This window comes from Streptomyces venezuelae, assembly GCF_008642275.1.
GTDB lineage: Bacteria > Actinomycetota > Actinomycetes > Streptomycetales > Streptomycetaceae > Streptomyces > Streptomyces venezuelae_E.
The window spans coordinates 7,529,562-7,549,330 of the sequence record NZ_CP029189.1 but is presented as its reverse complement, the minus strand read 5'-3'; the positions used below and the strand labels follow the sequence as shown (position 1 = coordinate 7,549,330).

Genomic DNA, 19,769 nt, shown 5'->3' with positions numbered 1-19,769 from the left:
GACCCGTCGGGCCGGCCGGGACGAGGTGGGGAGGCCGTGGCCCGGGGCCGCGGCCTCCCCGTTCCTCAGGCGGTGGGCGGGACCCTGGACGGGCGCCCGGAGCCCCGGGTGAGGCTGTACCCGAAGACGCCCGCGAGGGCGGCGAGCACGCCGCCCGCCGCGGTCCAGATCCAGCGGTCCGACCACCAGCCCCCGGCCCAGCCGTCCTCCGGCTCGCGCAGGGTCGCGGTCACGGTGCCGGCGACCAGCGGGGTGGAGAGCGCGCCGTCCACCGCGCTGACGCCGCCCGTCTCCTTCACCTCGGCCTCGACGGCCGCGCGCACCGGAAGGCCCTTGTCCTCGTCCGGCAGGTCCACGACCGTCAGACGGATGTAGTAGCTGCCCGGCAGCGGATCGTTGGCCCACGGCTCGGCGCCCGCGCGTACGGTGCGCAGGGTGCAGGACAGTTCGACCGCCGCGGCTTCCTTCGCCGCGGACGCGGTCTGCGTGCCGTAGGTGCAGGCCTGCCGGCGGCGCAGTCCGTCGTACACGTCGAGCCGCCAGGTCGAGGCGCCGTGCCGGGCCGCCGGCTCGGGCAGGGTGACGGCGGCCTTCACCGTGGCGCGCTGCTGCGCGTCGATCGGCACCACCCAGTAGAGGTAGTCGCCGCTGGAGGCGCCGGCCGTGGCCTTCTGGCCCGGGCGGAACGCCGCCGCGGTACGGAAACTGGTGCCGGCCTCGGTCGGAGCAGATTCGGCCTTGGCCCCGCCCGGACTCGCGCTGGCGCTGGCGCTCGGTGAGGGCGTGTCCGCGGCGGCCGTGCCCACGGCCGTACCCGCCACGGTGAGGGCGGCGACCGTGGCCAGCAGGGACGCGGTCAGTGTGCCTACTCTACGCATCAGTTGGTCCTCCAGACGGAGATGCGCCAGCGGGAGATCCATCCCCACACCAGACCGGCGAGCAGCCCGGCGAGCGCCAGCACGGCCAGCAGCCACCAGCCGCGCCCGAGGCCGAACGCGGCGACGTCGGAGGCCTCGTCGGGTCCGTCCACCACGTCGATGGTCAGCTCGACGGGCATGCCGGGGGTCGTCTTGACGGAGGCGGGAGCGGAGAAGGAGTTGCTGACCTGGAGGCAGACGGTCTCCGGCACGGGCTTGGCGTCCGAGTCCAGGCCGTCGATCTCTGCCTTCGGATAGCGCAGGCCGGTGGAGAGGACGTCGGTGCGTCCGTCGCCCGCCTCCGAGCCGCGCACGATCTCGCGCCCGTGGACGGTGGTGGCGCGCAGCAGGACACCGTAGTCGTTGTTGACCGCGCGGTCGGCGCCGATGCTGACGGAGGCGCGCAGTTCCTGTCCCGGGAGGACGTCGACCCGGTACCAGCGGTGTTCCCCGAAGCTCTCGCGGTCGCTGTAGAGGCCGGCCTTCAGCTGCGGGGCGCCCTCGCACTGCTTGGTGCCCTCGGTCGCCACCGGGTTGACGACCGGGTCCGCGGCCCGGTCGACGAGTTGTTTCACCCTGTTGGAGAGGTCCGCCTTGTGCTGCACCGAGGTGTAGGTACCGCCGGTGGCCTCGGCGATGCAGGTCAGCTGGGCCCGGGTCTTGGCGTCCGGGACGAGGCCGAGGGTGTCGATGACGAGGTGGATGCCCTTGGCGGCGATGTCGCGCGCCACCTCGCACGGGTCCAGCGGGGCGCAGGTGTCCTCGCCGTCCGTGATGAGCACGATCCGCTTGGAGCCGTTGCCGCCCTCCAGGTCCTGGGCCGCGCCGAGCAGGGCCGGTCCGATCGGCGTCCAGCCGGTGGGGGCCAGGGTCGCCACGGCGGTCTTCGCCTCGGTCCGGTCGAGGGGGCCGACCGCGTAGAGCTGCTTGGTGTCCTTGCAGCCGAGGGCCCGGTCGTCCCCGGGGTAGTTGGCCCCGAGGGTGCGTATGCCGAGGCGCACCTCGGCCGGGACCGCGTCGATGACCTCGTTGAAGGCCTGCTTGGCCGCTGCCATGCGGGTCTGTCCGTCGATGTCGGCGGCCCGCATGGAGCCGCTCACGTCGAGCACGAGGTCGACCTTGGGGGGTTCCTTCGCCGTCGGTTCGTCGGCGGCGGTGGCGCTCGCCGGGAAGAGCCCGACGGCCAGGGCGGCGAGCAGGCCGCACGCCCCGACCGCAAGCCGTTTTCTTGTGATCATCGCCGGATCGTATTGAGGATCGTCCGGCAATCCAAAACGGGCTTCCGGCCGGGGCTTTCGGGGTGTCCGGGCGGTGTACGCGGCGCTCCGCGGCGCTCCGCGGCGGTCCGCGGCGGTCCGTGGCGGTCCGTGGCGGTCCGCGGCGGTCCGTGAGGTGGCCGAGCCGGGCGGACCGGCGGATATCCGGGTGCATGGGACGGAGCATCCGACCTAGGCTGCTGGGATGAGCGCTACCCGTACCTTCCGTATCACCGTCCGCGGCTCGTTCGACGGTCTGACCGACGCCCAGAGGGCCGAGCTGCTGGCCGCGGCTCCCGAGCACGACATGCTGCGCGCGGAGTTCACCGCCGAGGGGCATCTGTCGTACGACCTCGCGGCCCGGCCCTTCTTCACGTTCCGTTTCGTGGACACGGGTGAGGCGGAGGAGGACATCCTCGACGCCACGGCCAGGGCGGAGCTGGCGGCGGAGAGCTGGCTGGGCGAGCGCGGGTACGGCTTCAAGCAGCTGAGGTCGCAGGCCCAGGACATGTCGCTGGCCCCGCTGGGCAAGCGGCAGCGCCGGGAGGCCGCCCGGTCCGGCGCCGGTGCCCAGGCCTGACGGACGGGTGCGGCCCTGACGGATCAATGGGGCCATGACCGACCGGTGCGGCCCTGACCGACCGGTGCGGCCCCGACGGGTCAGTTCGGCGCGCTCGCGGCGAAGACCTTGTCGAGGTGGGCGGCGAGCTGCCGCGGGGCGGTCGGGGAGAGCGGGATCCGGGCGCCGAGGTATCCGTCCGGGCGGATCACGAAGGCCGTGGGTTCCGCGGCCGCGTAGAGGCGGGCGAACTCGCCCCGGGTGTCGGCGTAGACCGGCAGTGTCGTCCCGTCGGCTTCGATGACGGCCTTCGCGTCGGCGTCCGCTTCCGCTGCCGCCGCGAGGACCAGGCAGACCTCCATGCGGCCGCCCGAGGACTCCCGGGCCGTCCGGACGAGTTCGTCGAGGCCCGTTCCGATGTCGGACCCGGGCCCGAACGCGGCCCCGTGGAGCAGCAGTACGTGGTCCCGCTCGCGCAGGACGTCGTACAGGCGCAGCGGGTAGCCGGCGATGGGCCCGGTGAGGCCCGCGCAGTCGGGAGCCCGGTCGCCGGGCCGGGGACCGGGGCCTTCGCCGGCCGGGTCCACGGACGGGCTTCCCCGGTAGCCGACGAGGAGCTGGGCCTCGCGCATCATCAGCGTCTGCGGGTCGTCGGGGTCGTTCTCCATGCCTTCGACGGCGTGCCGGACGGTGCGGCCGACGACTTCCTCGCCGACGGGCCGGCGCTCGGCGTCGTAGCCGGCGAGCAGGCCGGGGTGGGCCGCGCCCGCGCAGGCCAGGGCGAGTTTCCAGGCCAGGTTCCAGGCGTCCTGGATCCCGGTGTTCATGCCCTGGGCGCCGGTCGGCGGGTGGATGTGGGCCGCGTCCCCGGCGACGAAGACCCGGCCGTCGCCGTAGCGGTCCACGATGCGGTGGCTGATCCGGAACACCGAGGTCCAGCGCATGTCGAAGGCGGTGGTGGGCTTCGGCGAGAGCCGGTCGAGAACGGTCTGGATGTCGGCCAGCACGGGGCCGCGGCCGCTCTGCAGGCCGTGGGTGATGCCGTCGGCGGCGGCCCCGTCCCGTCCTGCGGTGGAGAGTTCGGGCGGCACCCTCATCGACATGCGGTACCGGCCACGGCCGGGCAGGGGGATGCAGACCAGCACGTCGTCGACCGCCCCGTCATCGCCCAGGTGCATGGAGCGCAGGGTGTAGCCGGGCGGCAGGTCCCAGTCGACGCGTACGTCGGCGAGCATGTACTCCTCGGCGAAGGCGCCGCCCTCGAAGCCGAGGCCGAGTCCCTTGCGGACGATGCTGTGGGCGCCGTCGCAGCCCACGAGGAAGCGGGTCCGTACCTCTTCCTCCGGCCCGGAGGCGGCCCGCAGCCGGCAGGTCACCCCGTCGTCGTCCTGGGTGAACGACACGAGTTCGGTGCCCCGTTCGACGGCCGTTCCGAAGCGGCCCAGGAACTCGTCCAGGATGCGCTCGGTCTCGTACTGGGGCAGGGCCGCGAACTCGTACGGGACTTCGGGCGGCACGGAGAGGTCGATACGGGGCTGCTCGACCCCGTCGACGTAGAGAAACTGGCCCCGCAGCGGAACGGCCGCCTCCAGGGCAGTGCGGGCCAGCCCCATGCGGTCCCACACCTCGAACGTACGCGGCTGGATGCCCACGGCCTTCGCGAACGGCAGCCGGGCCGGCAGCCGGTCGACGATCCGGCACGTGACACCCCGTCTGCGGAGCTCCGCGGCGGCGGTCAGGCCCACCGGGCCCGCGCCGGCGACCAGTACGTCCGTTGCGTAGGCGTGCGTCACTGGCGCCTCCTGGCGTGCGGCCCCCGTGGAAGCAGATGTCCTTCCATGGTGGCCGCCCGCCAGGTGTCCGGCATCTTTACTCGATCACGAGGTCCACGTCGATGTTGCCGCGGGTGGCGCGGGAGTACGGGCAGACCTCGTGCGCCTGCTTGACCAGCAGGGCGCCGGTCTCGCCGGCCAGGGACTCCGGGAGCTCGACGCGCAGGGTGACGGCGAGGCCGAAGCCGGCGCCGTCCTTGCCGATGGAGACCTCCGCGGTGACCGAGACCTCGCTGGTGTCGGCCTTGGCCTGGCGGCCGACCAGACCGAGCGCGCTGGCGAAGCAGGCCGCGTAGCCGGCCGCGAAGAGCTGCTCGGGGTTGGTGCCCTGCCCGTTGCCGCCGAGCGCCGGGGGCATCGCGAGGGCGAGATCGAGCTGACCGTCGGAGCTGACGGTACGGCCCTCGCGGCCGTTGGCGGTGGCGACAGCGGTGTAGAGCGCGTCCATGAGAGGTCCTCTCGCAGAAATGAACCGTGGTGGCGGCCGGTGGTCGGCCGCGCTCCACTACTAGAGCACACAATTCAGTTGTGCACAATTCAATGCCTCGCAAGTTCACCCCGGGTACACTGGGCGTCATGACCGAGCAGCCCACCGCGACCCACCCCGATCAGGACTTCCTGCGCCTCGACGGGCAGATCTGCTTCGCGCTGAACGCGGCGAGCCGTGCTTTCGGCGGCCTCTACCGCGTCGTCCTCAAGGACCTGGGGCTCACCTACCCCCAGTACCTGGTGATGCTGGTGCTCTGGGAGCACGGCGAGATGCCGGTCAAGGAGATCGGGCAGCACCTGCGGCTGGACTCCGGCACGCTGTCACCGCTGCTCAAGCGCCTGGAGGCGGCCGGACTGGTCCGCCGTGAGCGCAGCACCGAGGACGAGCGCTCCGTACACGCCCACCTCACCGAGGAGGGGGCCGCGCTGCGCGTGCGCGCGGTGGAGGTGCCCCGGCGGATCGCGGCCGCCACCGGCTTCGAGCTCACCGAGGTCCTCGACCTCCAGGCCCGGCTGAACCGCCTCACGGCCGCGCTCGACGCCGCAGTGCCCCGGGAGGCCGAACAGGCGTAGCAGCGTCCCGCACCGGACACTGGGTCCGGGAGGCGGACGGCGGGGCGGCGGGGCGGCGGCGGGCAGGAGGTGCGCGATGGACCCGGTTGCGGCGCTGGACCGGATCGCCTTCCTGTTGGAGCGCGCACAGGCTCCCACCTACCGGGTACGCGCCTTCCGGTCGGCGGCGGCCGCCGTCACGCGGATGGGCGAGCACGAGGTGTCCGAGCGGGTCGCCGCCGGATCCCTGGAGGCCGTGAAGGGAATCGGCCCCAAAACGGCCCAGGTCGTGCGGGAGGCGCTCGGCGGGGCGGTGCCGGCCTATCTGCAGGCCCTGGAGGACGAGATCGCCGCGCTCCCCGACGGCCCTGCGGCCACGCCCGCCGCCATCGCGCTGCGGGCGGCCCTGCGCGGGGACTGCCACGTGCACTCCGACTGGTCCGACGGCGGCAGCACGATCGAGGCGATGGGCCGGGCCGCGGCCTCGCTGGGCCACGAATGGGCCGTACTGACCGACCACTCGCCCCGGCTGACCGTCGCCCGGGGGCTTCCCCCGGAGCGGCTGCGCGAGCAGCTGGGGGTGGTGGCCGAGCTCAACGACGCCTGGGCGCCCTTCCGGCTGCTCACCGGGATCGAGTGCGACATCCTCGACGACGGGTCCCTGGACCAGGAGCCGGAGCTGCTGGAGCAGCTCGACCTGGTGGTCGCCTCCGTGCACTCGAAGCTGCGGATGGACGCGCCGGCCATGACCCGGCGCCTGCTGGCGGCCGTACGCAACCCCCTGACGGACGTCCTCGGCCACTGCACGGGCCGGCTGGTCACCGGCCGGACGCGGCCGGAGTCACAGTTCGACGCCGAGGCGGTCTTCGCGGCCTGCACGGAGAGCGGTACCGCCGTGGAGATCAACAGCCGGCCCGAGCGGCTGGACCCGCCCCGGCGGCTGCTGCGCCTCGCCGTGGCGGCCGGCACCTTCTTCGCGATCGACACGGACTCGCACGCCCCGGGCCAGCTGGACTGGCAGATCGTCGGCTGCGAAAGGGCCGTGGAATGCGAGGTCCCGGCCGGGCGCGTCATCAACACCTGGTCGGCGGACGACCTCCTGACGTGGACCCGCACCCGGGAGGCGCCCTGACGGGCGCGCCGCCACGGACCTCGCGTATCGCGCGGGTATCGCGGGTATCGCGGGTATCGCGTGTATCGCGGGCGTATCGAGAAGCGGATACGCCACCGCAACGGCCCTCCGTATGGAATGCCGGCATGAACCGTGACACCCCCCGGCCGGCACCCGCGTCCCCCCGCCGCACGCGCGCGAGCGTCTTCCTGCTGCTGGCGGTCCTCGGCCTGGCGGGCGCCGCCTACGTCGTGCGGCGGCCGCTCCTGATGTCCGCTCCGGCGTGCGCGGCCGGCCGGTGGCACGGCTGCCTCGACACGTTCAACGGTGTGGTGCTCATGACCGTCGCCTCGCTGCCGTTGGCCCTGCTGGTGGCGTGGGTCCTGGCACGCCGTCGGCGCGCCGCCGGGCTCCCGTCGGCGTGGCGGCTGTCGCTCGCCGAGGTGGGCATGGTCCACGGGACGGTGCCGTTCGTGTGGATGACGATGATGCCGGGCGGCGGGGCGGGCACCGTCCCCGCCCGGGTGAGCCTGGTACCGCTGCGGGACCTGGTCACGATGGGGCCGCTCGGTATCGCCGGCAACCTGCTGGTCCTGGCGGCGCTGGGCTTCTTCGCGCCGATGCGGTTCGCGGCGCTGGCCTCCCCGTCGCGGATCCTGGCGCTCGGGGCGGGCTGCTCGGTCCTGATCGAGACCGCACAGTACGTCCTGCGGCTGGACCGGGTGCCCTCCGTGGACGACGTCCTGGTCAACGCCGCCGGCGCCGTGCTGGCCGGGCTCGCGTCGCGCCGCTGGTGGCGCACCGCGACGGGAACACCGTCCGGCCCGCCCCGGCCCGCCCCGGCGGCCGCGGCGGCGGGCCGGGGCGCCTGAGCGGCGGGTACACGTCGCCGCATACGCCGGCGATACGGTGCGCTGCCTAGGCTTCGGGCATGCGTGTACTGATCGTCGAGGACGAGCCCTACCTGGCCGAGGCCGTGCGTGACGGCCTCCGGCTGGAGGCGATCTCCGCCGACGTGGCCGGCGACGGCGCCATCGCCCTGGAACTGCTCGCCGTCCACTCCTACGACCTCGCCGTCCTCGACCGGGACATCCCCGGCCCGTCCGGGGACGAGGTCGCCCGGCACATCGTCGCCTCCGGCAGCGGCATCCCGATCCTCATGCTCACCGCGGCCGACCGGCTGGACGACAAGGCCTCCGGGTTCGGGCTCGGTGCCGACGACTACCTCACCAAACCGTTCGAGCTGCGGGAGCTCGTCCTGCGGCTGAGGGCGCTCGACCGCAGACGCGGGCACGCCCGGCCCCCGGTCCGCGAGATCGCGGGGCTGCGGCTCGATCCGTTCCGCCGGGAGGTCTTCCGCGACGGGCGCTACGTGGCGCTCACCCGCAAGCAGTTCGCCGTACTGGAGGTCCTCGTCACCGCCGAGGGCGGGGTGGTCAGCGCCGAGGAGCTGCTGGAACGGGCCTGGGACGAGAACGCCGACCCCCTCACCAACGCCGTGCGCATCACCGTCTCCGCTCTGCGCAAGCGGCTCGGCGAACCGTGGGTCATCGCCACGGTGCCCGGCGTCGGCTACCGGATCGACGCCCGTGCGGACGCCCGGACCGACGCCCGGACGGGCGCCCGTGACGGCGCCCCCCTGCCCACCGCCGAGCCCGGCCGCGGGCATGCGTAGACGTTCAGGGCTCAGCGCCCGGCTGAAACTCACCCTCAGCTATGCCGGGTTCCTCGCCGTCGCCGGCGCGCTCCTGCTGACCGTGGTGTGGGTGTTCCTGCTGCGCTACGTACCCGACAACTCCCGGGGTCTGCTCGGGATCGCGCCCAACCGCTACCTCCTGGTGCGCACCTTCGCCCCCGCAGCGGCCGCCAGCCTGGCCTTCCTGCTCGTGTTCGGGCTGCTGGGCGGCTGGATCCTCGCCGGCCGGATGCTCGCGCCACTCACCCGGATCACGGCCGCGGCCCGGCTGGCCGGGAGCGGATCGCTCTCCCACCGGATCCGCATGACGGACCGTCAGGACGAGTTCCGTGAACTCTCCGACGCGTTCGACTCGATGCTCGAACAGCTGGAGTCCCACGTCGCCGAGCAGCAGCGGTTCGCCGCGAACGCCTCCCACGAACTGCGCACCCCGCTGGCGATCTCGCGGACGCTCCTCGACGTGGCCCGCAAGGACCCCGCGCGGGACCGGGACGAACTCATCGAGCGTCTGTACACCGTCAACACGCGGGCGATCGGCCTCACCGAGGCACTCCTGCTGCTCAGCCGCGGCGACCGGGAGGACTTCACCCGCGAGGGCGTCGACCTCTCCCTCCTCGCCGAAGAGGCCGCCGAGACGCTGCTTCCCCTCGCCGAGCGGCGCCGGATCACGCTCGGAGTCACCGGCGGGGCGGCCCGGACCGACGGCTGCGAGGAGCTGCTGCTGCGGATGGTGACGAACCTCGTCCAGAACGCCGTCGTGCACAACCTGCCCGCCGACGGGACCGTGACCGTCCACACCGAGACGCGGGGCGGCACGAGTGTGCTGCGGATCGAGAACACGGGCCCCCGTCTCCCACCGGATCTGGTACCGACCCTCACGGAGCCCTTCCGGCGGGGGACGGACCGCGTACGCACCGACGAGCACGCCGGCGTCGGCCTCGGCCTGGCCATCGTGCACAGCATCGTCCGCGCCCACGGCGGAACCCTGGACCTGGTCCCCCGCCCTGACGGTGGTCTCCTCGTCACGGTCCGGCTTCCCGGTACGCCGTAGGCCGGGCACCGCGGCTCACGGGCGGAGTTCGACGACCAGCAGGATCACGTCGGCTGCGGCCACCGCCATCGTGGCCCGGAACGGGAGCGTGCCGCCGGGCCGGCGGGCCGCGAGGAACAGCGCGGTCGTCGTCGCGGCGAGCAGCGTCCAGCCGTACGCGGTCACCCGCCCCGGCGGCCCGCCGACCAGGGCGGCGGTCGAGCCGAGGACGAGCAGTCCGGCCACCGCGGCCGAGACCCGCCGGCCGAGCCGCTGCGGCAGGCCGGTCACTCCGGTGGCCAGGTCGTCCTCGATGTCGGGCAGTACGTTGGCGAAGTGCGCGCCCGCGCCGAGGAGGGCTGCGGCGGCCGTGAGCCAGAGGGGTGGCCAAGGGGTGCCGGGCAGGCCGAGGGTGACGAAGGCGGGCAGCAGGCCGAAGGCCAGGGCGTACGGGGCCCAGGAGACGGCCGTACCCTTCAGCCCGAGGTTGTAGGCCCAGGCGGCCGCCACGCCGACGAGGTGCACGGCGCCGGCGAGCAGCCCGCAGGCCAGGGACAGCGGGACGCAGAGCAGCAGCGACACGGCGGCGGCCCGGGTCACGGCCGCGGCCGTGACCGTACCGGCGACGAGCGGTTTGTCCTGTCGGCCGGTGGCCAGGTCGCGCCGCAGGTCGGCGCGGTCGTTGCACCAGCCCACCGAGAGCTGTCCGGCGGCCACCGCGCCCACGGTGACGGCGGCCCGCGCCGGGCCCTGTCCCGCGGCGGCGGTCAGGGCGGCGGCGAAGAGGGTCACTGCGGCCGCGGGCAGCGGATGGCACGCGGCGGCCAGACCGCGCACGGCGGCCGGACCGCGCACGGCGGCCGGACCGGGCGCCGTGTTCCCGGCGGCTCCGGTGTTCTCGCGGGTCTGCGTGGTTCGCGCGGGCACGGCGACACGCTACGCGGCGCCGCGCCCGGTTCGCCTCATTCATTACGATGTGTCAGTTGTTTTCTATGGTGAACGAATGACACGTGTCCTGGCAGTGCGCAGCGTGTTCCCGCCCCATCGCCACCCCCAGTCCGAGATCACGGAGGCGCTCGCCCGCTTCCTGCCGCCGGGCTCCGACACCGCCCTGCTGCGCCGCGTACACGGCTCGGTGCGCGTGGACGGCCGACATCTCGCGCTGCCGCTGGAGCGGTACGGGCCGGGGAACGACTTCGGCACGACGAACGCCCTGTTCATCGAGACGGCCCTGGAGCTCGGCAGCCGGGCCCTCGAACTGGCCCTCTCCGACGCGGGCCTGGCGGCCCGGGAGGTCGATCTGGTCATGTCGACCACGGTGACCGGGCTAGCGACGCCCTCGCTGGAGGCCCGCCTCGCCACCCGGGCGGGGCTGCGTCCCGACGTACGGCGGGTACCGCTCTTCGGCCTCGGCTGCGCGGCAGGGGCCGCCGGAGTGGGCCATGTCCACGACCATCTGACGGGCCGTACCGGCCACGCGGCGCTCCTGCTGTCCACCGAGCTCTGCTCGCTCACCCTCCAGTCCACCGACGCCTCGATGGCGAACCTGGTGGCCGGGGCCCTGTTCGGCGACGGCGCCGGTGCCCTGGTGGCGGTGGGCCGCGACCATCCCCTGCACGCCACCGGCGCCGGACCCGAGGTGGTGGCCGCCCGCAGCCGCCTGTACCCGGGCACCGAGCACCTCCTCGGCTGGGACATCGGCCACTGGGGGATGCGCATGGTCCTGGGCCGCGAACTCCCGGACCTGGTCCGGCTGCACGTGGCCGAGGAGGTCGAGTCCTTCCTCGCCGCACACGACCTGAAGCCCGCGGACGTCGGCGCGTGGATCTGCCATCCCGGCGGACCGAAGATCCTCGACACGCTCTCGGACGCCCTCTCGCTGCCGGAGTCGGCCTTCGCGGCGAGCCGGCGCTCGCTGGCGGCCGTGGGCAACCTCTCCTCCGCCTCGGTCCTGCACATCCTGGACGGTGTCCAGAGCGCGGGACCGCCCCCGCCCGGATCGGTCGGGCTGATGCTCGCCTTCGGTCCCGGCTTCGCGTCCGAACTCGTCCTCCTGCGCTGGTGACCCCGATGATCTCGATCCCCGCCCTGAACGCTCCCGCCTCTCTGACCCCGTACCTGTTGCTCATCGGTCTGGTCGCCGCCGAGCGGCTCGCCGAGCTGGTCACCGCCCGCCGCCACACCGCCTGGAGCCTGGCCCGCGGCGGCCGCGAATACGGCCGCGGCCACTACCCGGCGATGGTCGCCCTGCACGGCGCGCTGCTCGTCGGCTGCGTGGTGGAACCCTGGGCGGCCGGGCGGCCGTTCGTCCCCCTGCTCGGCTGGTCGGCCCTCGCCGTCGCGGTCGCCGCCCAGGGCCTTCGCTGGTGGTGCATCGCCACCCTCGGGAAGCGCTGGAACACCCGTGTGCTCGTCGTACCCGGACTGCCCCTGGTGGAGGCGGGGCCGTACCGGCTGCTGCGCCACCCCAACTACGTCGCGGTGGTGGCCGAAGGCGTCGCACTGCCCCTGGTGCACACCGCGTGGATGACGGCGCTCGGCTTCACCGTGCTCAACCTGCTGCTGCTGCGGGTACGGATCGGCTGCGAGGACGCCGCCCTGACCGACGGCGGCCGGCTGCGGGCGCCCGCCTCCGTCCCCTCGGCCGGAGCTGCCTCGTGATCGACCTGCTGATCGCGGGCGGCGGCCCGGCCGGACTGGCCACCGCCATCCACGGCGCGCTCGCCGGCCTGGAGGTCGTCGTCGTGGAGCCGAGGCCCACCCCCATCGACAAGGCCTGCGGGGAGGGCCTGATGCCAGGAGGCGTGCGCCGCCTCCGGGAGCTGGGCGTCACCGTGGCCGGGCAGCCGTTCCACGGCATCCGCTACGTCGACGCAGTGGGCGGCCGCCGCGCCGAGGGGCTCTTCCGGTCGGGCCCGGGGCTCGGCGCACGGCGCACGGACCTGCAGGCCGCGCTGGCCGAACGGGCCGCGCAGCTCGGCGTACGGGTCCTCCCCGGGCGCGTCGGCCAGGTGTGCCAGGACGTCGACCGGGTCAGGGCGGCCGGGTTCACCGCCCGCTACCTGGTCGCGGCGGACGGCCTGCACTCGCCCGTCCGGCGCGGGCTCGGCCTGTCGGCCCCGCCCACGCCCCGCCGCCCGGCCCGCTACGGGCTGCGCCGCCACTACGCCGCCCCGCCGTGGAGCGATCTCGTCGAGGTGCACTGGTCGGCGCGGTGCGAGGCCTACGTCACCCCGATCGCGCCCGACCGGATCGGCGTGGCCGTCCTGACCTGCGACCAGGCCCCGTTCGACGTACAGCTGGCCCGCTTCCCGGAACTGTCGGAACGCCTGGCCTCGGCTGCGGGCACGCCGGTGCGCGGAGCCGGGCCGCTGCGCCAGGGAGCCCGGGTCCGGGTGGCGGGGCGCGTGCTGTTCGTCGGGGACGCGGCCGGGTACGTGGACGCGCTGACCGGTGAGGGACTGACCCTGGCCGTGACGGCGGCGGGCGAGCTGGTGCGGTGCGTCCGGGCGGGGCGTCCGGGGGCCTACGAGCAGGCCTGGCGGGACCTGTCGCGCAGCTACCGGGCGCTCACGGCGTCCCTGCTGTGGGCCCGTCACCAGCCCCTGCTCGCACCGCGGATCGTCCCGCTGGCCGCCCGGCTCCCCCGCGTGTTCAGCGGGGCGGTGAACCTGCTCGCGTGACCGGTCCCCGTCCGAGCCGAGCAGGCCGAGCGAGCCGGGTGGGCCGACGGCGAACGGCCGGGAACGGAGCGGCACCCCGCGCACGGGCGCGGGGTGCCGCTCCGGTGGAGTCCGCGGCCGGTCAGGCCGAGGGCTCCCGGCGGTTCCTCAGCGCCAGGCCGGCGAGGACCGCGCCGACCGCCGCGCACAGCACGACGGCGACACCGGCTCCGGCCAGGGTGCCGCCCACCGCGCCCGCCAGCGGGTCGTACCGCAGCGACCCGCCCAGCACGTGCAGGGCGACCACTCCGACAGCGGTGGCCGCGCCCGCCCGCCACACGGCCGTGGTGTCCCGCAGCGCCACCAGCGCACCGCTCACCAGGCAGAGCACGGTGACGACGAGGGGCAGGCAGTCGACGGGAGTCGCGAACTGCAGGGCCGTCAGGTCGCTCGGCAGGTGCAGGGCCCCGCTGACCAGCAGGGCGACCGCCACGGGCCAGCGCAGGACGCGCCGCAGCGCCCGGTCGCGCGGCGCCGGAGGCCGGACCACGGGAGCCGTGCGCCGGGACGGCTCCCGGTACGGGGCGTCGTACAGCTCCGGGTGCCGCGGCCGGTACGGCTCCGGGTACTTCGCGTCGTCGGGTTGCGCCTGGGGCTCCGGGGGCGGGTCGGTCGGGGCGGCGTGCGGGCCGGCCGGGCCGGCGGGCCCCGCGTGCCCGCGGCGCTCCGCCTCGGCGGCGTCCTCCTTGCCGAGGATGGTCACCAGCAGGGCGACGTCCTCGATGGAACGTCCGACGGCGGCGGCGCGCAGCGTGAGGTCCGCTTCGGCGACCTCCTGCGGCGACTCGCCCAGGAGGGCGACCATCCGTCGCACGTCCTGCACCGGCCGGGTCACGGCGGCCGTGCGCAGCGCGTCGTGTCCGGCGTCGGGGAGCGGGCCGCCCTCCTTGAGGAGGCTCACGAGTGCGGTGACCTCCTCGACCGGTCGGCAGGTGGCCGCCGTCTCCAGCAAGGTCCGCATGGTCGGCGTGGCCGGCTCGTCCGACGCTGCGGTCGGCCCGGTCGGCCCGGTCGGCGGCTCTGCCGACGCTATGGGGTCGGGGATCCCGTGGCGCTCTTCGTGCTGTTTCGCCGCGAGGGTGATGGGGTCATTCATGGAAAGCTCCGTTCGCCGACGCGCGGGTCTACGCAATCGCACGCCGGTCATCGTGCGTCATGGGAAGCGCACGCTTTGTTACATTGAGTGCCACTTCCGCTCACTGCGCCATTCGGGGCGGGCAAACGGGGGTCCCCACCCCGGGCCCGAGGGGAAAGGGCGTCGGCAGTGACCGACTTCCGCCGTTTCCGTCGCCACCGTTTCCGTCGCCGCCGGGCTCTGCTGCTGCCCGTCGTGTCACTGCTGCTGGGCACCGCGCCCGGGCCGGACCGGCCGGTCGTGGTCACCGACCGGGGTCCGGTACGGGGAGTCGGGCACGGCGCGTACGCCACCTTCGAGGGGATCCCCTTCGCCGCTCCCCCGACCGGTCCGCTGCGCTGGCGGCTGCCCGGGCCGGCGCCGCGCTGGGAGGGCGTACGGGACGCGGGGGCGCCCGGTGCGCGCTGTGTGCAGCTGCCGGTGACCGGGCCGGGCGGGCCGACCGGCTCGGAGGACTGCCTGTACCTCAACGTCACCGCTCCGGCGGGCCGGTCTGCCGCCGGGGGCCGGGGGCGGCCCGTCATGGTCTGGTTCCACGGTGGCGGCTTCTTCAGCGGCTCGGGCGACGCGTACCGGCCCGACCGGATGGCGACGCAGGGCGGCGTCGTGGTCGTGACCGTGAACTACCGGCTGGGTGTCTTCGGCCTGTTCGGCCATCCGGAGCTCGGCGGGGCGCCCGGTTTCGCCCTCGCGGACCAGCGGGCGGCGCTGCGCTGGGTGCGTGCGAACGCGGCGCGGTTCGGCGCGGACCCGGACAACGTCACCGTCTTCGGCGAATCGGCGGGGGCTCTCGGCGTCTGCGCGCATCTCGCCTCCCCCGCCTCGGCGGGCCTGTTCCACCGGGCGATCGTGCAGAGCGGATCGTGCTCGACCACGGCACCGCCACGGTCCCTGCTGCCCGGCCTCGGCGCGTACGAGCCCTTCGTGCCGGAGCGGCGCACGGTCGCGGACGGCGCTCTGGCGGCGGCCCGGCTCGGCTGCGACCGGCCCGGCGGGGCGCTGGACTGCCTGCGCGGGCTGGACGCCGCCGCCCTGGCGACCGCCGAACTGATGCAGCGCTTCTCGCTGGTCTCCTACGGCAACGGTGTGCTGCCCGTGGAGCCCCGGCGTGCGCTGGAGAGCGGCCGGTTCCACCGGGTGCCGGTCGTCCAGGGCACCACCCGGGACGAGGTACGGCTCTTGCTCGCACAGACCCTGGCGGCGTATCCGATCCCCGACGAGGCGGCGTACCGGGCCAGGATGCGGCTGTCCTTCGACGCGCCGACCGCCCGCGCGGTGGAGGACGCGTATCCGCTGTCCGCCTTCGCGACCCCGGCGGTGGCGTGGGCCACCGTGCTGACCGACGCGTCGTTCGCCTGCCCGACGCTGCGGGACGGCGCGGCGCTGGCCCGGCACGTGCCGGTGTACGCGTACCGGTTCGACGACCGGGGCGCGCCCGACTTCACGGGTCTGCCGGAGCCGCCGGACCTGCCGTACGGGGCGAGCCACGGCTTCGAACTGCCGTACCTGTTCACGATCGTGCCGCTGACCGGACCGCAGCGGGAGCTCGCGGACCGGATGACCGGCTACTGGACGGGTTTCGCCCGCACGGGCGTTCCGGCGACGCCGGGAGCGCCGCCGTGGCCGAGCGACCGGACGACGTCGGCCTCGGTGCTGTCGCTGGCGCCCGGGGCGGGCGGGATCCGTACGGTGGACGCCCGGGCGGAGCACCACTGCGCGCTCTGGGACGCGCGGTGGCCCGGGGTCACCAGGACTCGGTGACGTACAGCCGCGGGCCCGTGGGGGTCTGGAGCGTGACGGTGCCCGTGTCCCCGTAGACCTCGTGCCGCCAGGCGGCGAACACCTTCGCGATCGCGCGGGCGTCGTCGCCGCGGCCCTTGCCCACCTCCCTGGTGGTGAAGGTGATCCTCGCCTCGCCGACCGTGCGGACCTTGCGTACGCGGACCTCCTGGAGCACCTCGGAGCCCTCGTACCCGTCGTCGGCCGCGTGCTTCTCGTAGTAGGCGGTGAAGTCGCGGGTCATGTCGAACCAGTCCGCCGGGCCGCAGGGGCCGCCGCCGTCGGTCATCGCGCCGTCGGTGGGCGGACCCGCGTACCCGCCCGTCTCCTGATCCGTGGGCGGACCCGCGTACCCGCCCGTCTCCTGATCCGTGGGCGGACCCGCGTACCCGCCCGTCTCCTGATCCGTGGGCGGACCCGCGTACCCGCCCGTCTCCTGATCCGTGGGCGGACCCGCGTACCCGCCCGTCTCCTGATCCGTCGGCGGACCCGCATACCCGCCCGTCTCCTGGTCCGTCGGCACGTCGAGGTCGCATTCCGCCGGGGCGAGCGTGGGCACGCCCGCGGGCGGTGCCGCCTGTCCCGGCCGTGCGGTCCCGCACGCCGCCAGGGCGGCGCACAGGAGCCCCGCCACCACCAGTCGCCCGGTCACGGACACCGCTGTCTTCGTCATGGCCATCCCCCTTTGGCCAGCAAGAGGCGATCGTGGCGGCCCGGGTTCCACCCCGGGGTCGCGAGCCGTCCCACATCGGCCCGGCACACGCCGTCTCGGGACGTCCCACGAGGCTCTGGGACGGGAAAGTGGCCCATGCGCTGGCTACGTTCACTCCTGACGCCGTCCGGCCCGGTCGGGCTCGTCCTCCGCCATCGACACATCCTCGGGAATCCTCATGCGCATGCGCACTGCCGCCATGGCCACGCTGGCCGCCGCCGCCCTCGGTACGGTCCTGGTCGCCGCCCCGGCCCAGGCCGTCACCCAGAACGACATCACGATCAACATCTCGGACGGTCTCTGCCTCGACATCCCGCAGAGCAACCCTTACAACGGGCAGGTCGTGCAGCAGTGGTGGTGCAACGGCACCAACGCCCAGAAGTGGAACCGGGTCGACGCCGGCGCCCACTACTTCAAGATCCAGAGCGCCGCGTGGCCGCAGTTCTGTCTGAACAACTGGACCAGCGGCGGTGCGGCCGGTGCCGAGATCAAGCTCTACAAGTGCGACAGCAACGACAGCGCCTTCAACATCGTCGGTGTCGACTTCGGCAACTACTACCAGTTCCAGCCGAAGGCGGCGTCGAAGAACTGCTCGACCATGACCGGCCAGAACGTGGGCGACGTCATGCGTCTCGCGCCGTGCTCCGACAACGGCTCCAACTCGCGCTTCCGCCTGTTCCCCGCCCGGTAACGACCGGGCCGTGCCCGGCGCGCCCCCGGCCGGAGGATCGTACGGCCCTCCGGCCGGGGCGTGGGGGCGCGCGCGGCGGCTCGCTCAGGCGAGCACGACGCGGTCTCCGATCCGGGCCGTGCCCGGGGTGACGATCCTCGCGAGCGCGTCGAGCCGGTTGGCGTGCGCCCTGGCGATCGTCCGCAGGATCAGCGGGGAGTGCGGCAGGTCCTGCTGGGCCTGGTTGGTCGTCACGCACCGCTCGCTGGAGCGCAGGAACGCGATGCGGAGGGTGTCGCCCACGACGGCCTCGCGCCCGATCCATTCGTCCTCGACGAAGGGTGGGGTACCGGGCGGGGTCCGCACGAGGATGTTCGGGCGGAACCGGCGCTCGTCCACTGGTACACCGGGCACCTCGCCACGGATCCAGTCGAGGGTGGCCGTCGTGAGGACGCTGAGCGGCAGCTGGTCGAAGTGCGAGACCTCCCCCTCGCGGGCGAGCTCCACGTCGTCACGTCCGAGGTAGCCGCGCAGGTAGTCCGTGGGGTCCGCCACCACCTTCCCGTGCGGGTCGAGCAGTTCCGGCGGACCCGGCTCCGGGGCACTGCGGGTAGCGGGAGCTCAGGTGGAGCAGGCCGTCCATCCGCCGGAAGCGCCGGGTGTTCTTGCCCGAGCCGAACCTGCCGTCCGCGTCGCGCACCGCGAACAGCCGGTCGCCCGCCAGGCCCCGCTCGTCGACTTCCACACGTTGCAGCCGTTCACCGCCGGTCGACTTGACCGGATACCGCCACAACCGCTCGATGACGCCCACGTACTCCCCCACCGTCCTGGCAGCCGTACCGCCACCCGCACTCCAAGATCATCACTTGTGCCCGGGAGGACTACGGTGGCCGCATGACCGGTTCCACCACTCCCGTGCTGCTCTACCTGGACGTCGACGGGCCGCTCATCCCCTTCGGGGCGGGCCCGTACCCGCCCGGCGACGGCTCGCCCCATCCCTTGCTCGCCCGGATCGATCCGACGCTCGGTCCCCTGCTGGCGGCGCTGCCGTGCGAGCTGGTGTGGGCCACGACCTGGATGGCGGAGGCCAACGAGTGCGTCGCGCCCCGGCTCGGCCTGCCGGAGCTGCCCGTGGTGGTCTGGCCGGAACCCTCCGAGGAGGACGGTCGGGGCGGGATCCACTGGAAGACCCCCGCGCTCGTGGAGCACGCCGCCGGCCGGCCCTTCATCTGGGTCGACGACGAGATCACCGAGGCCGACCGGGCCCATGTGGCCGCGCACCACCCCGGCCGGGCGCTCCTGCACCGGGTCGATGCGGGACGGGGGCTGACCGGGGTCGATCTGGGGGTGCTGCGGACCTGGTTGCGCATCGGGTAGGCGGCCGGGCTCCGCTGGTGCCGGGACGGACGGTCACCGGGCGAGGAGGGTCTTCAGCGTCTGCGCCGTCGCCCGGGGGAACGCGGTGTTCCCGTTGTGGCCGCCGGGGAACGCGACCGGCTCCGCGCCCAGTCGCGCCGCCAGCGCCAGCGCGCAGCGGTAGGTGTGGACCGTCGGGCGGGTCGTCCGCCCGGTCGCCGCGACGATCCTGGTGCCGGCTCGCGCCGCGGCCCGTACCGGCGCCGCCGGGTCCAGGGCGTCCGTGGTGACGGCCGTGAACTCCGTCGCGATGAAGTGCCCGAAGTTGGCCCGCCGGCGCGGGGTCAGCGGCTGCGGGGTGAGGCCGTCCTCCGTCTCGTCGTGCGACGGGTCGATGCCGAGGTGCCGGGCGATCGCCGGGAAGGCCGCCGCCAGGCCATCGGCCGCGTGGACGTCCTGGATGGCCTTCAGCTCCGCGAGGTGCTCGGCGCGGTCGGCCTCGGGCAGCAGGTTCGGCATCACGGGCTCGTGCGCGATCAGGGTGTCCAGCAGGCCGGGGTGGCGGGCCACGGCCTGGAGTCCGATCGCGGCGCCCATGCTGAATCCGGCCATCAGCGCCGGCCCGTCGGTGACCTCGGCGAGCAGCCGGGCGACGTCGTCCGCGTGCTGGGCCATGGTGACGGGCCCGGCGGGGTCGTGGAGGGTGCTGCGCGACAGGCCGCGGCGGTCGTAGGTGACGACGGTGAAGGTGTCGGTCAGGTGCGGGACGAGGTCGACCGTGCGGTCCGCGTCGCCCTCGCCGCTCTGGGCGAGGAGGAGGACGGGGCCGCGGCCCTCCACCCGGAAGTACAAGGTGGCTCCCGGGACGGCGAGGGTGCGGGTGACGGCGGTGGCGGAAGCGGCGGTCTCGGACATGGCGGGGTCCCCCTTGGCGGTGTGTCATCGGCATCTCC

At 74.3% G+C, this 19,769-nt stretch carries 22 protein-coding genes; 12 read left to right on the top strand and 10 right to left on the bottom strand.

Going from position 1 to position 19,769, the window contains the following annotated elements; genetic code table 11:
* Positions 1-65 precede the first annotated feature (65 nt).
* A complete protein-coding gene (locus DEJ51_RS33455; protein ID WP_150261357.1) occupies positions 66-878 on the bottom strand; it encodes a hypothetical protein in 813 nt (270 codons plus the stop codon).
* Positions 878-2,155 carry a VWA domain-containing protein gene (locus tag DEJ51_RS33450; RefSeq protein WP_150261356.1) on the bottom strand — a complete coding sequence of 426 codons (1,278 nt, stop codon included), beginning with the start codon at positions 2,153-2,155 and terminating at the stop codon, positions 878-880. The genes DEJ51_RS33455 and DEJ51_RS33450 overlap by 1 nt, the downstream gene beginning before the upstream one ends.
* Before the next feature lie 223 nt (positions 2,156-2,378).
* Here DEJ51_RS33450 and DEJ51_RS33445 point away from each other — a divergent pair, with 223 nt between their 5' ends.
* Positions 2,379-2,753, top strand: coding sequence for a DUF6204 family protein (locus DEJ51_RS33445; protein WP_150261355.1), 375 nt, complete (start codon positions 2,379-2,381; stop codon positions 2,751-2,753).
* 80 nt (positions 2,754-2,833) lie between these two features.
* Here DEJ51_RS33445 and DEJ51_RS33440 read toward each other — a convergent pair whose 3' ends face one another.
* Together DEJ51_RS33440 and DEJ51_RS33435 are read right to left on the bottom strand one after the other, a co-directional pair.
* The gene (locus DEJ51_RS33440; protein ID WP_150261354.1) at positions 2,834-4,525 is read right to left on the bottom strand and encodes an FAD-dependent monooxygenase; all 1,692 of its coding nucleotides are present in this window, start codon (positions 4,523-4,525) and stop codon (positions 2,834-2,836) included.
* 76 nt (positions 4,526-4,601) lie between these two features.
* On the bottom strand, positions 4,602-5,012 hold the full coding sequence (locus tag DEJ51_RS33435; protein ID WP_109779506.1) for an organic hydroperoxide resistance protein: 411 nt from the start codon (positions 5,010-5,012) through the stop codon (positions 4,602-4,604).
* Between the two features lie 128 nt (positions 5,013-5,140).
* Here DEJ51_RS33435 and DEJ51_RS33430 point away from each other — a divergent pair, with 128 nt between their 5' ends.
* The 5 genes from DEJ51_RS33430 to DEJ51_RS33410 all read left to right on the top strand — a co-directional run bounded on the left by DEJ51_RS33430 (position 5,141) and on the right by DEJ51_RS33410 (position 9,463).
* Positions 5,141-5,626 (top strand): MarR family winged helix-turn-helix transcriptional regulator, encoded by a 486-nt coding sequence (locus DEJ51_RS33430; RefSeq protein ID WP_150261353.1) that lies wholly within the window; start codon positions 5,141-5,143, stop codon positions 5,624-5,626.
* A gap of 76 nt (positions 5,627-5,702) precedes the next feature.
* Complete coding sequence (locus tag DEJ51_RS33425; RefSeq protein ID WP_150261352.1) at positions 5,703-6,737, top strand: PHP domain-containing protein; 1,035 nt, start codon at positions 5,703-5,705, stop codon at positions 6,735-6,737.
* Between the two features lie 125 nt (positions 6,738-6,862).
* Positions 6,863-7,588 carry a VanZ family protein gene (locus tag DEJ51_RS33420; protein WP_150261351.1) on the top strand — a complete coding sequence of 242 codons (726 nt, stop codon included), beginning with the start codon at positions 6,863-6,865 and terminating at the stop codon, positions 7,586-7,588.
* Between the two features lie 59 nt (positions 7,589-7,647).
* Positions 7,648-8,391, top strand: a complete 744-nt coding sequence (locus DEJ51_RS33415) for a response regulator transcription factor (RefSeq protein WP_223836095.1) — start codon at positions 7,648-7,650, stop codon at positions 8,389-8,391.
* Entirely contained in the window at positions 8,384-9,463 is a 1,080-nt protein-coding gene (locus DEJ51_RS33410) for a sensor histidine kinase (protein WP_150261350.1), read from the top strand. The genes DEJ51_RS33415 and DEJ51_RS33410 overlap by 8 nt, the downstream gene beginning before the upstream one ends.
* A gap of 15 nt (positions 9,464-9,478) precedes the next feature.
* Here the strand turns inward: DEJ51_RS33410 and DEJ51_RS33405 are convergent, their stop codons facing one another.
* A complete protein-coding gene (locus DEJ51_RS33405; RefSeq protein ID WP_223836094.1) occupies positions 9,479-10,369 on the bottom strand; it encodes a UbiA family prenyltransferase in 891 nt (296 codons plus the stop codon).
* A 76-nt stretch (positions 10,370-10,445) separates the two neighbouring features.
* On the opposite strand from DEJ51_RS33405, the gene DEJ51_RS33400 reads away from it, so the two are divergent.
* Genes DEJ51_RS33400 through DEJ51_RS33390 form a run of 3 tightly spaced genes read left to right on the top strand, consistent with a single transcriptional unit; the run spans position 10,446 to position 13,125 of the window.
* Entirely contained in the window at positions 10,446-11,507 is a 1,062-nt protein-coding gene (locus DEJ51_RS33400) for a type III polyketide synthase (protein WP_150261349.1), read from the top strand.
* 5 nt (positions 11,508-11,512) lie between these two features.
* A complete protein-coding gene (locus tag DEJ51_RS33395) occupies positions 11,513-12,103 on the top strand; it encodes an isoprenylcysteine carboxyl methyltransferase family protein (protein ID WP_150261348.1) in 591 nt (196 codons plus the stop codon).
* On the top strand, positions 12,100-13,125 hold the full coding sequence (locus DEJ51_RS33390) for an NAD(P)/FAD-dependent oxidoreductase (protein WP_150261347.1): 1,026 nt from the start codon (positions 12,100-12,102) through the stop codon (positions 13,123-13,125). Before DEJ51_RS33395 ends, DEJ51_RS33390 begins: the two co-directional genes overlap by 4 nt.
* A 121-nt stretch (positions 13,126-13,246) precedes the next feature.
* Here DEJ51_RS33390 and DEJ51_RS33385 read toward each other — a convergent pair whose 3' ends face one another.
* Positions 13,247-14,260, bottom strand: a complete 1,014-nt coding sequence (locus DEJ51_RS33385; RefSeq protein ID WP_150261346.1) for a hypothetical protein — start codon at positions 14,258-14,260, stop codon at positions 13,247-13,249.
* Positions 14,261-14,428: 168 nt separating this feature from the next.
* Here DEJ51_RS33385 and DEJ51_RS33380 point away from each other — a divergent pair, with 168 nt between their 5' ends.
* A complete protein-coding gene (locus tag DEJ51_RS33380) occupies positions 14,429-16,060 on the top strand; it encodes a carboxylesterase/lipase family protein (RefSeq protein WP_223836093.1) in 1,632 nt (543 codons plus the stop codon).
* Here the strand turns inward: DEJ51_RS33380 and DEJ51_RS33375 are convergent.
* The gene (locus tag DEJ51_RS33375; RefSeq protein ID WP_150261345.1) at positions 16,044-16,751 is read right to left on the bottom strand and encodes a hypothetical protein; all 708 of its coding nucleotides are present in this window, start codon (positions 16,749-16,751) and stop codon (positions 16,044-16,046) included. The genes DEJ51_RS33380 and DEJ51_RS33375 overlap by 17 nt on opposite strands.
* Positions 16,752-16,974: 223 nt before the next feature.
* Between DEJ51_RS33375 and DEJ51_RS33370 the strand changes: the two genes are divergently transcribed.
* The gene (locus DEJ51_RS33370; protein WP_190620832.1) at positions 16,975-17,481 is read left to right on the top strand and encodes an RICIN domain-containing protein; all 507 of its coding nucleotides are present in this window, start codon (positions 16,975-16,977) and stop codon (positions 17,479-17,481) included.
* Positions 17,482-17,565: 84 nt separating this feature from the next.
* Here the strand turns inward: DEJ51_RS33370 and DEJ51_RS35445 are convergent, their stop codons facing one another.
* Both DEJ51_RS35445 and DEJ51_RS35440 read right to left on the bottom strand, forming a co-directional pair.
* Entirely contained in the window at positions 17,566-18,015 is a 450-nt protein-coding gene (locus tag DEJ51_RS35445; protein WP_223836092.1) for an MOSC domain-containing protein, read from the bottom strand.
* A complete protein-coding gene (locus DEJ51_RS35440) occupies positions 17,972-18,271 on the bottom strand; it encodes an MOSC N-terminal beta barrel domain-containing protein (RefSeq protein WP_223836253.1) in 300 nt (99 codons plus the stop codon). Before DEJ51_RS35440 ends, DEJ51_RS35445 begins: the two co-directional genes overlap by 44 nt.
* An 83-nt stretch (positions 18,272-18,354) precedes the next feature.
* Between DEJ51_RS35440 and DEJ51_RS33360 the strand changes: the two genes are divergently transcribed.
* Positions 18,355-18,837, top strand: coding sequence for an HAD domain-containing protein (locus DEJ51_RS33360; protein ID WP_150261343.1), 483 nt, complete (start codon positions 18,355-18,357; stop codon positions 18,835-18,837).
* A gap of 33 nt (positions 18,838-18,870) precedes the next feature.
* Here the strand turns inward: DEJ51_RS33360 and DEJ51_RS33355 are convergent, their stop codons facing one another.
* Complete coding sequence (locus DEJ51_RS33355; RefSeq protein ID WP_150261342.1) at positions 18,871-19,731, bottom strand: alpha/beta fold hydrolase; 861 nt, start codon at positions 19,729-19,731, stop codon at positions 18,871-18,873.
* Positions 19,732-19,769 lie beyond the last annotated feature (38 nt).

Coding starts and splice junctions, on each gene's coding strand:
- DEJ51_RS33370 (WP_190620832.1), top strand. CDS start 16,975: ATGCGCACTGCCGCCATGGCCACGCTGGCCGCCGCCGCCCTCGGTACG.
- DEJ51_RS33445 (WP_150261355.1), top strand. CDS start 2,379: ATGAGCGCTACCCGTACCTTCCGTATCACCGTCCGCGGCTCGTTCGAC.
- DEJ51_RS33355 (WP_150261342.1), bottom strand. CDS start 19,731: ATGTCCGAGACCGCCGCTTCCGCCACCGCCGTCACCCGCACCCTCGCC.
- DEJ51_RS33385 (WP_150261346.1), bottom strand. CDS start 14,260: ATGAATGACCCCATCACCCTCGCGGCGAAACAGCACGAAGAGCGCCAC.
- DEJ51_RS33450 (WP_150261356.1), bottom strand. CDS start 2,155: ATGATCACAAGAAAACGGCTTGCGGTCGGGGCGTGCGGCCTGCTCGCC.
- DEJ51_RS33375 (WP_150261345.1), bottom strand. CDS start 16,751: ATGACGAAGACAGCGGTGTCCGTGACCGGGCGACTGGTGGTGGCGGGG.
- DEJ51_RS33410 (WP_150261350.1), top strand. CDS start 8,384: ATGCGTAGACGTTCAGGGCTCAGCGCCCGGCTGAAACTCACCCTCAGC.
- DEJ51_RS33430 (WP_150261353.1), top strand. CDS start 5,141: ATGACCGAGCAGCCCACCGCGACCCACCCCGATCAGGACTTCCTGCGC.
- DEJ51_RS33420 (WP_150261351.1), top strand. CDS start 6,863: ATGAACCGTGACACCCCCCGGCCGGCACCCGCGTCCCCCCGCCGCACG.
- DEJ51_RS33435 (WP_109779506.1), bottom strand. CDS start 5,012: ATGGACGCGCTCTACACCGCTGTCGCCACCGCCAACGGCCGCGAGGGC.
- DEJ51_RS33455 (WP_150261357.1), bottom strand. CDS start 878: ATGCGTAGAGTAGGCACACTGACCGCGTCCCTGCTGGCCACGGTCGCC.
- DEJ51_RS33425 (WP_150261352.1), top strand. CDS start 5,703: ATGGACCCGGTTGCGGCGCTGGACCGGATCGCCTTCCTGTTGGAGCGC.
- DEJ51_RS33400 (WP_150261349.1), top strand. CDS start 10,446: ATGACACGTGTCCTGGCAGTGCGCAGCGTGTTCCCGCCCCATCGCCAC.
- DEJ51_RS33360 (WP_150261343.1), top strand. CDS start 18,355: ATGACCGGTTCCACCACTCCCGTGCTGCTCTACCTGGACGTCGACGGG.
- DEJ51_RS33415 (WP_223836095.1), top strand. CDS start 7,648: ATGCGTGTACTGATCGTCGAGGACGAGCCCTACCTGGCCGAGGCCGTG.
- DEJ51_RS33395 (WP_150261348.1), top strand. CDS start 11,513: ATGATCTCGATCCCCGCCCTGAACGCTCCCGCCTCTCTGACCCCGTAC.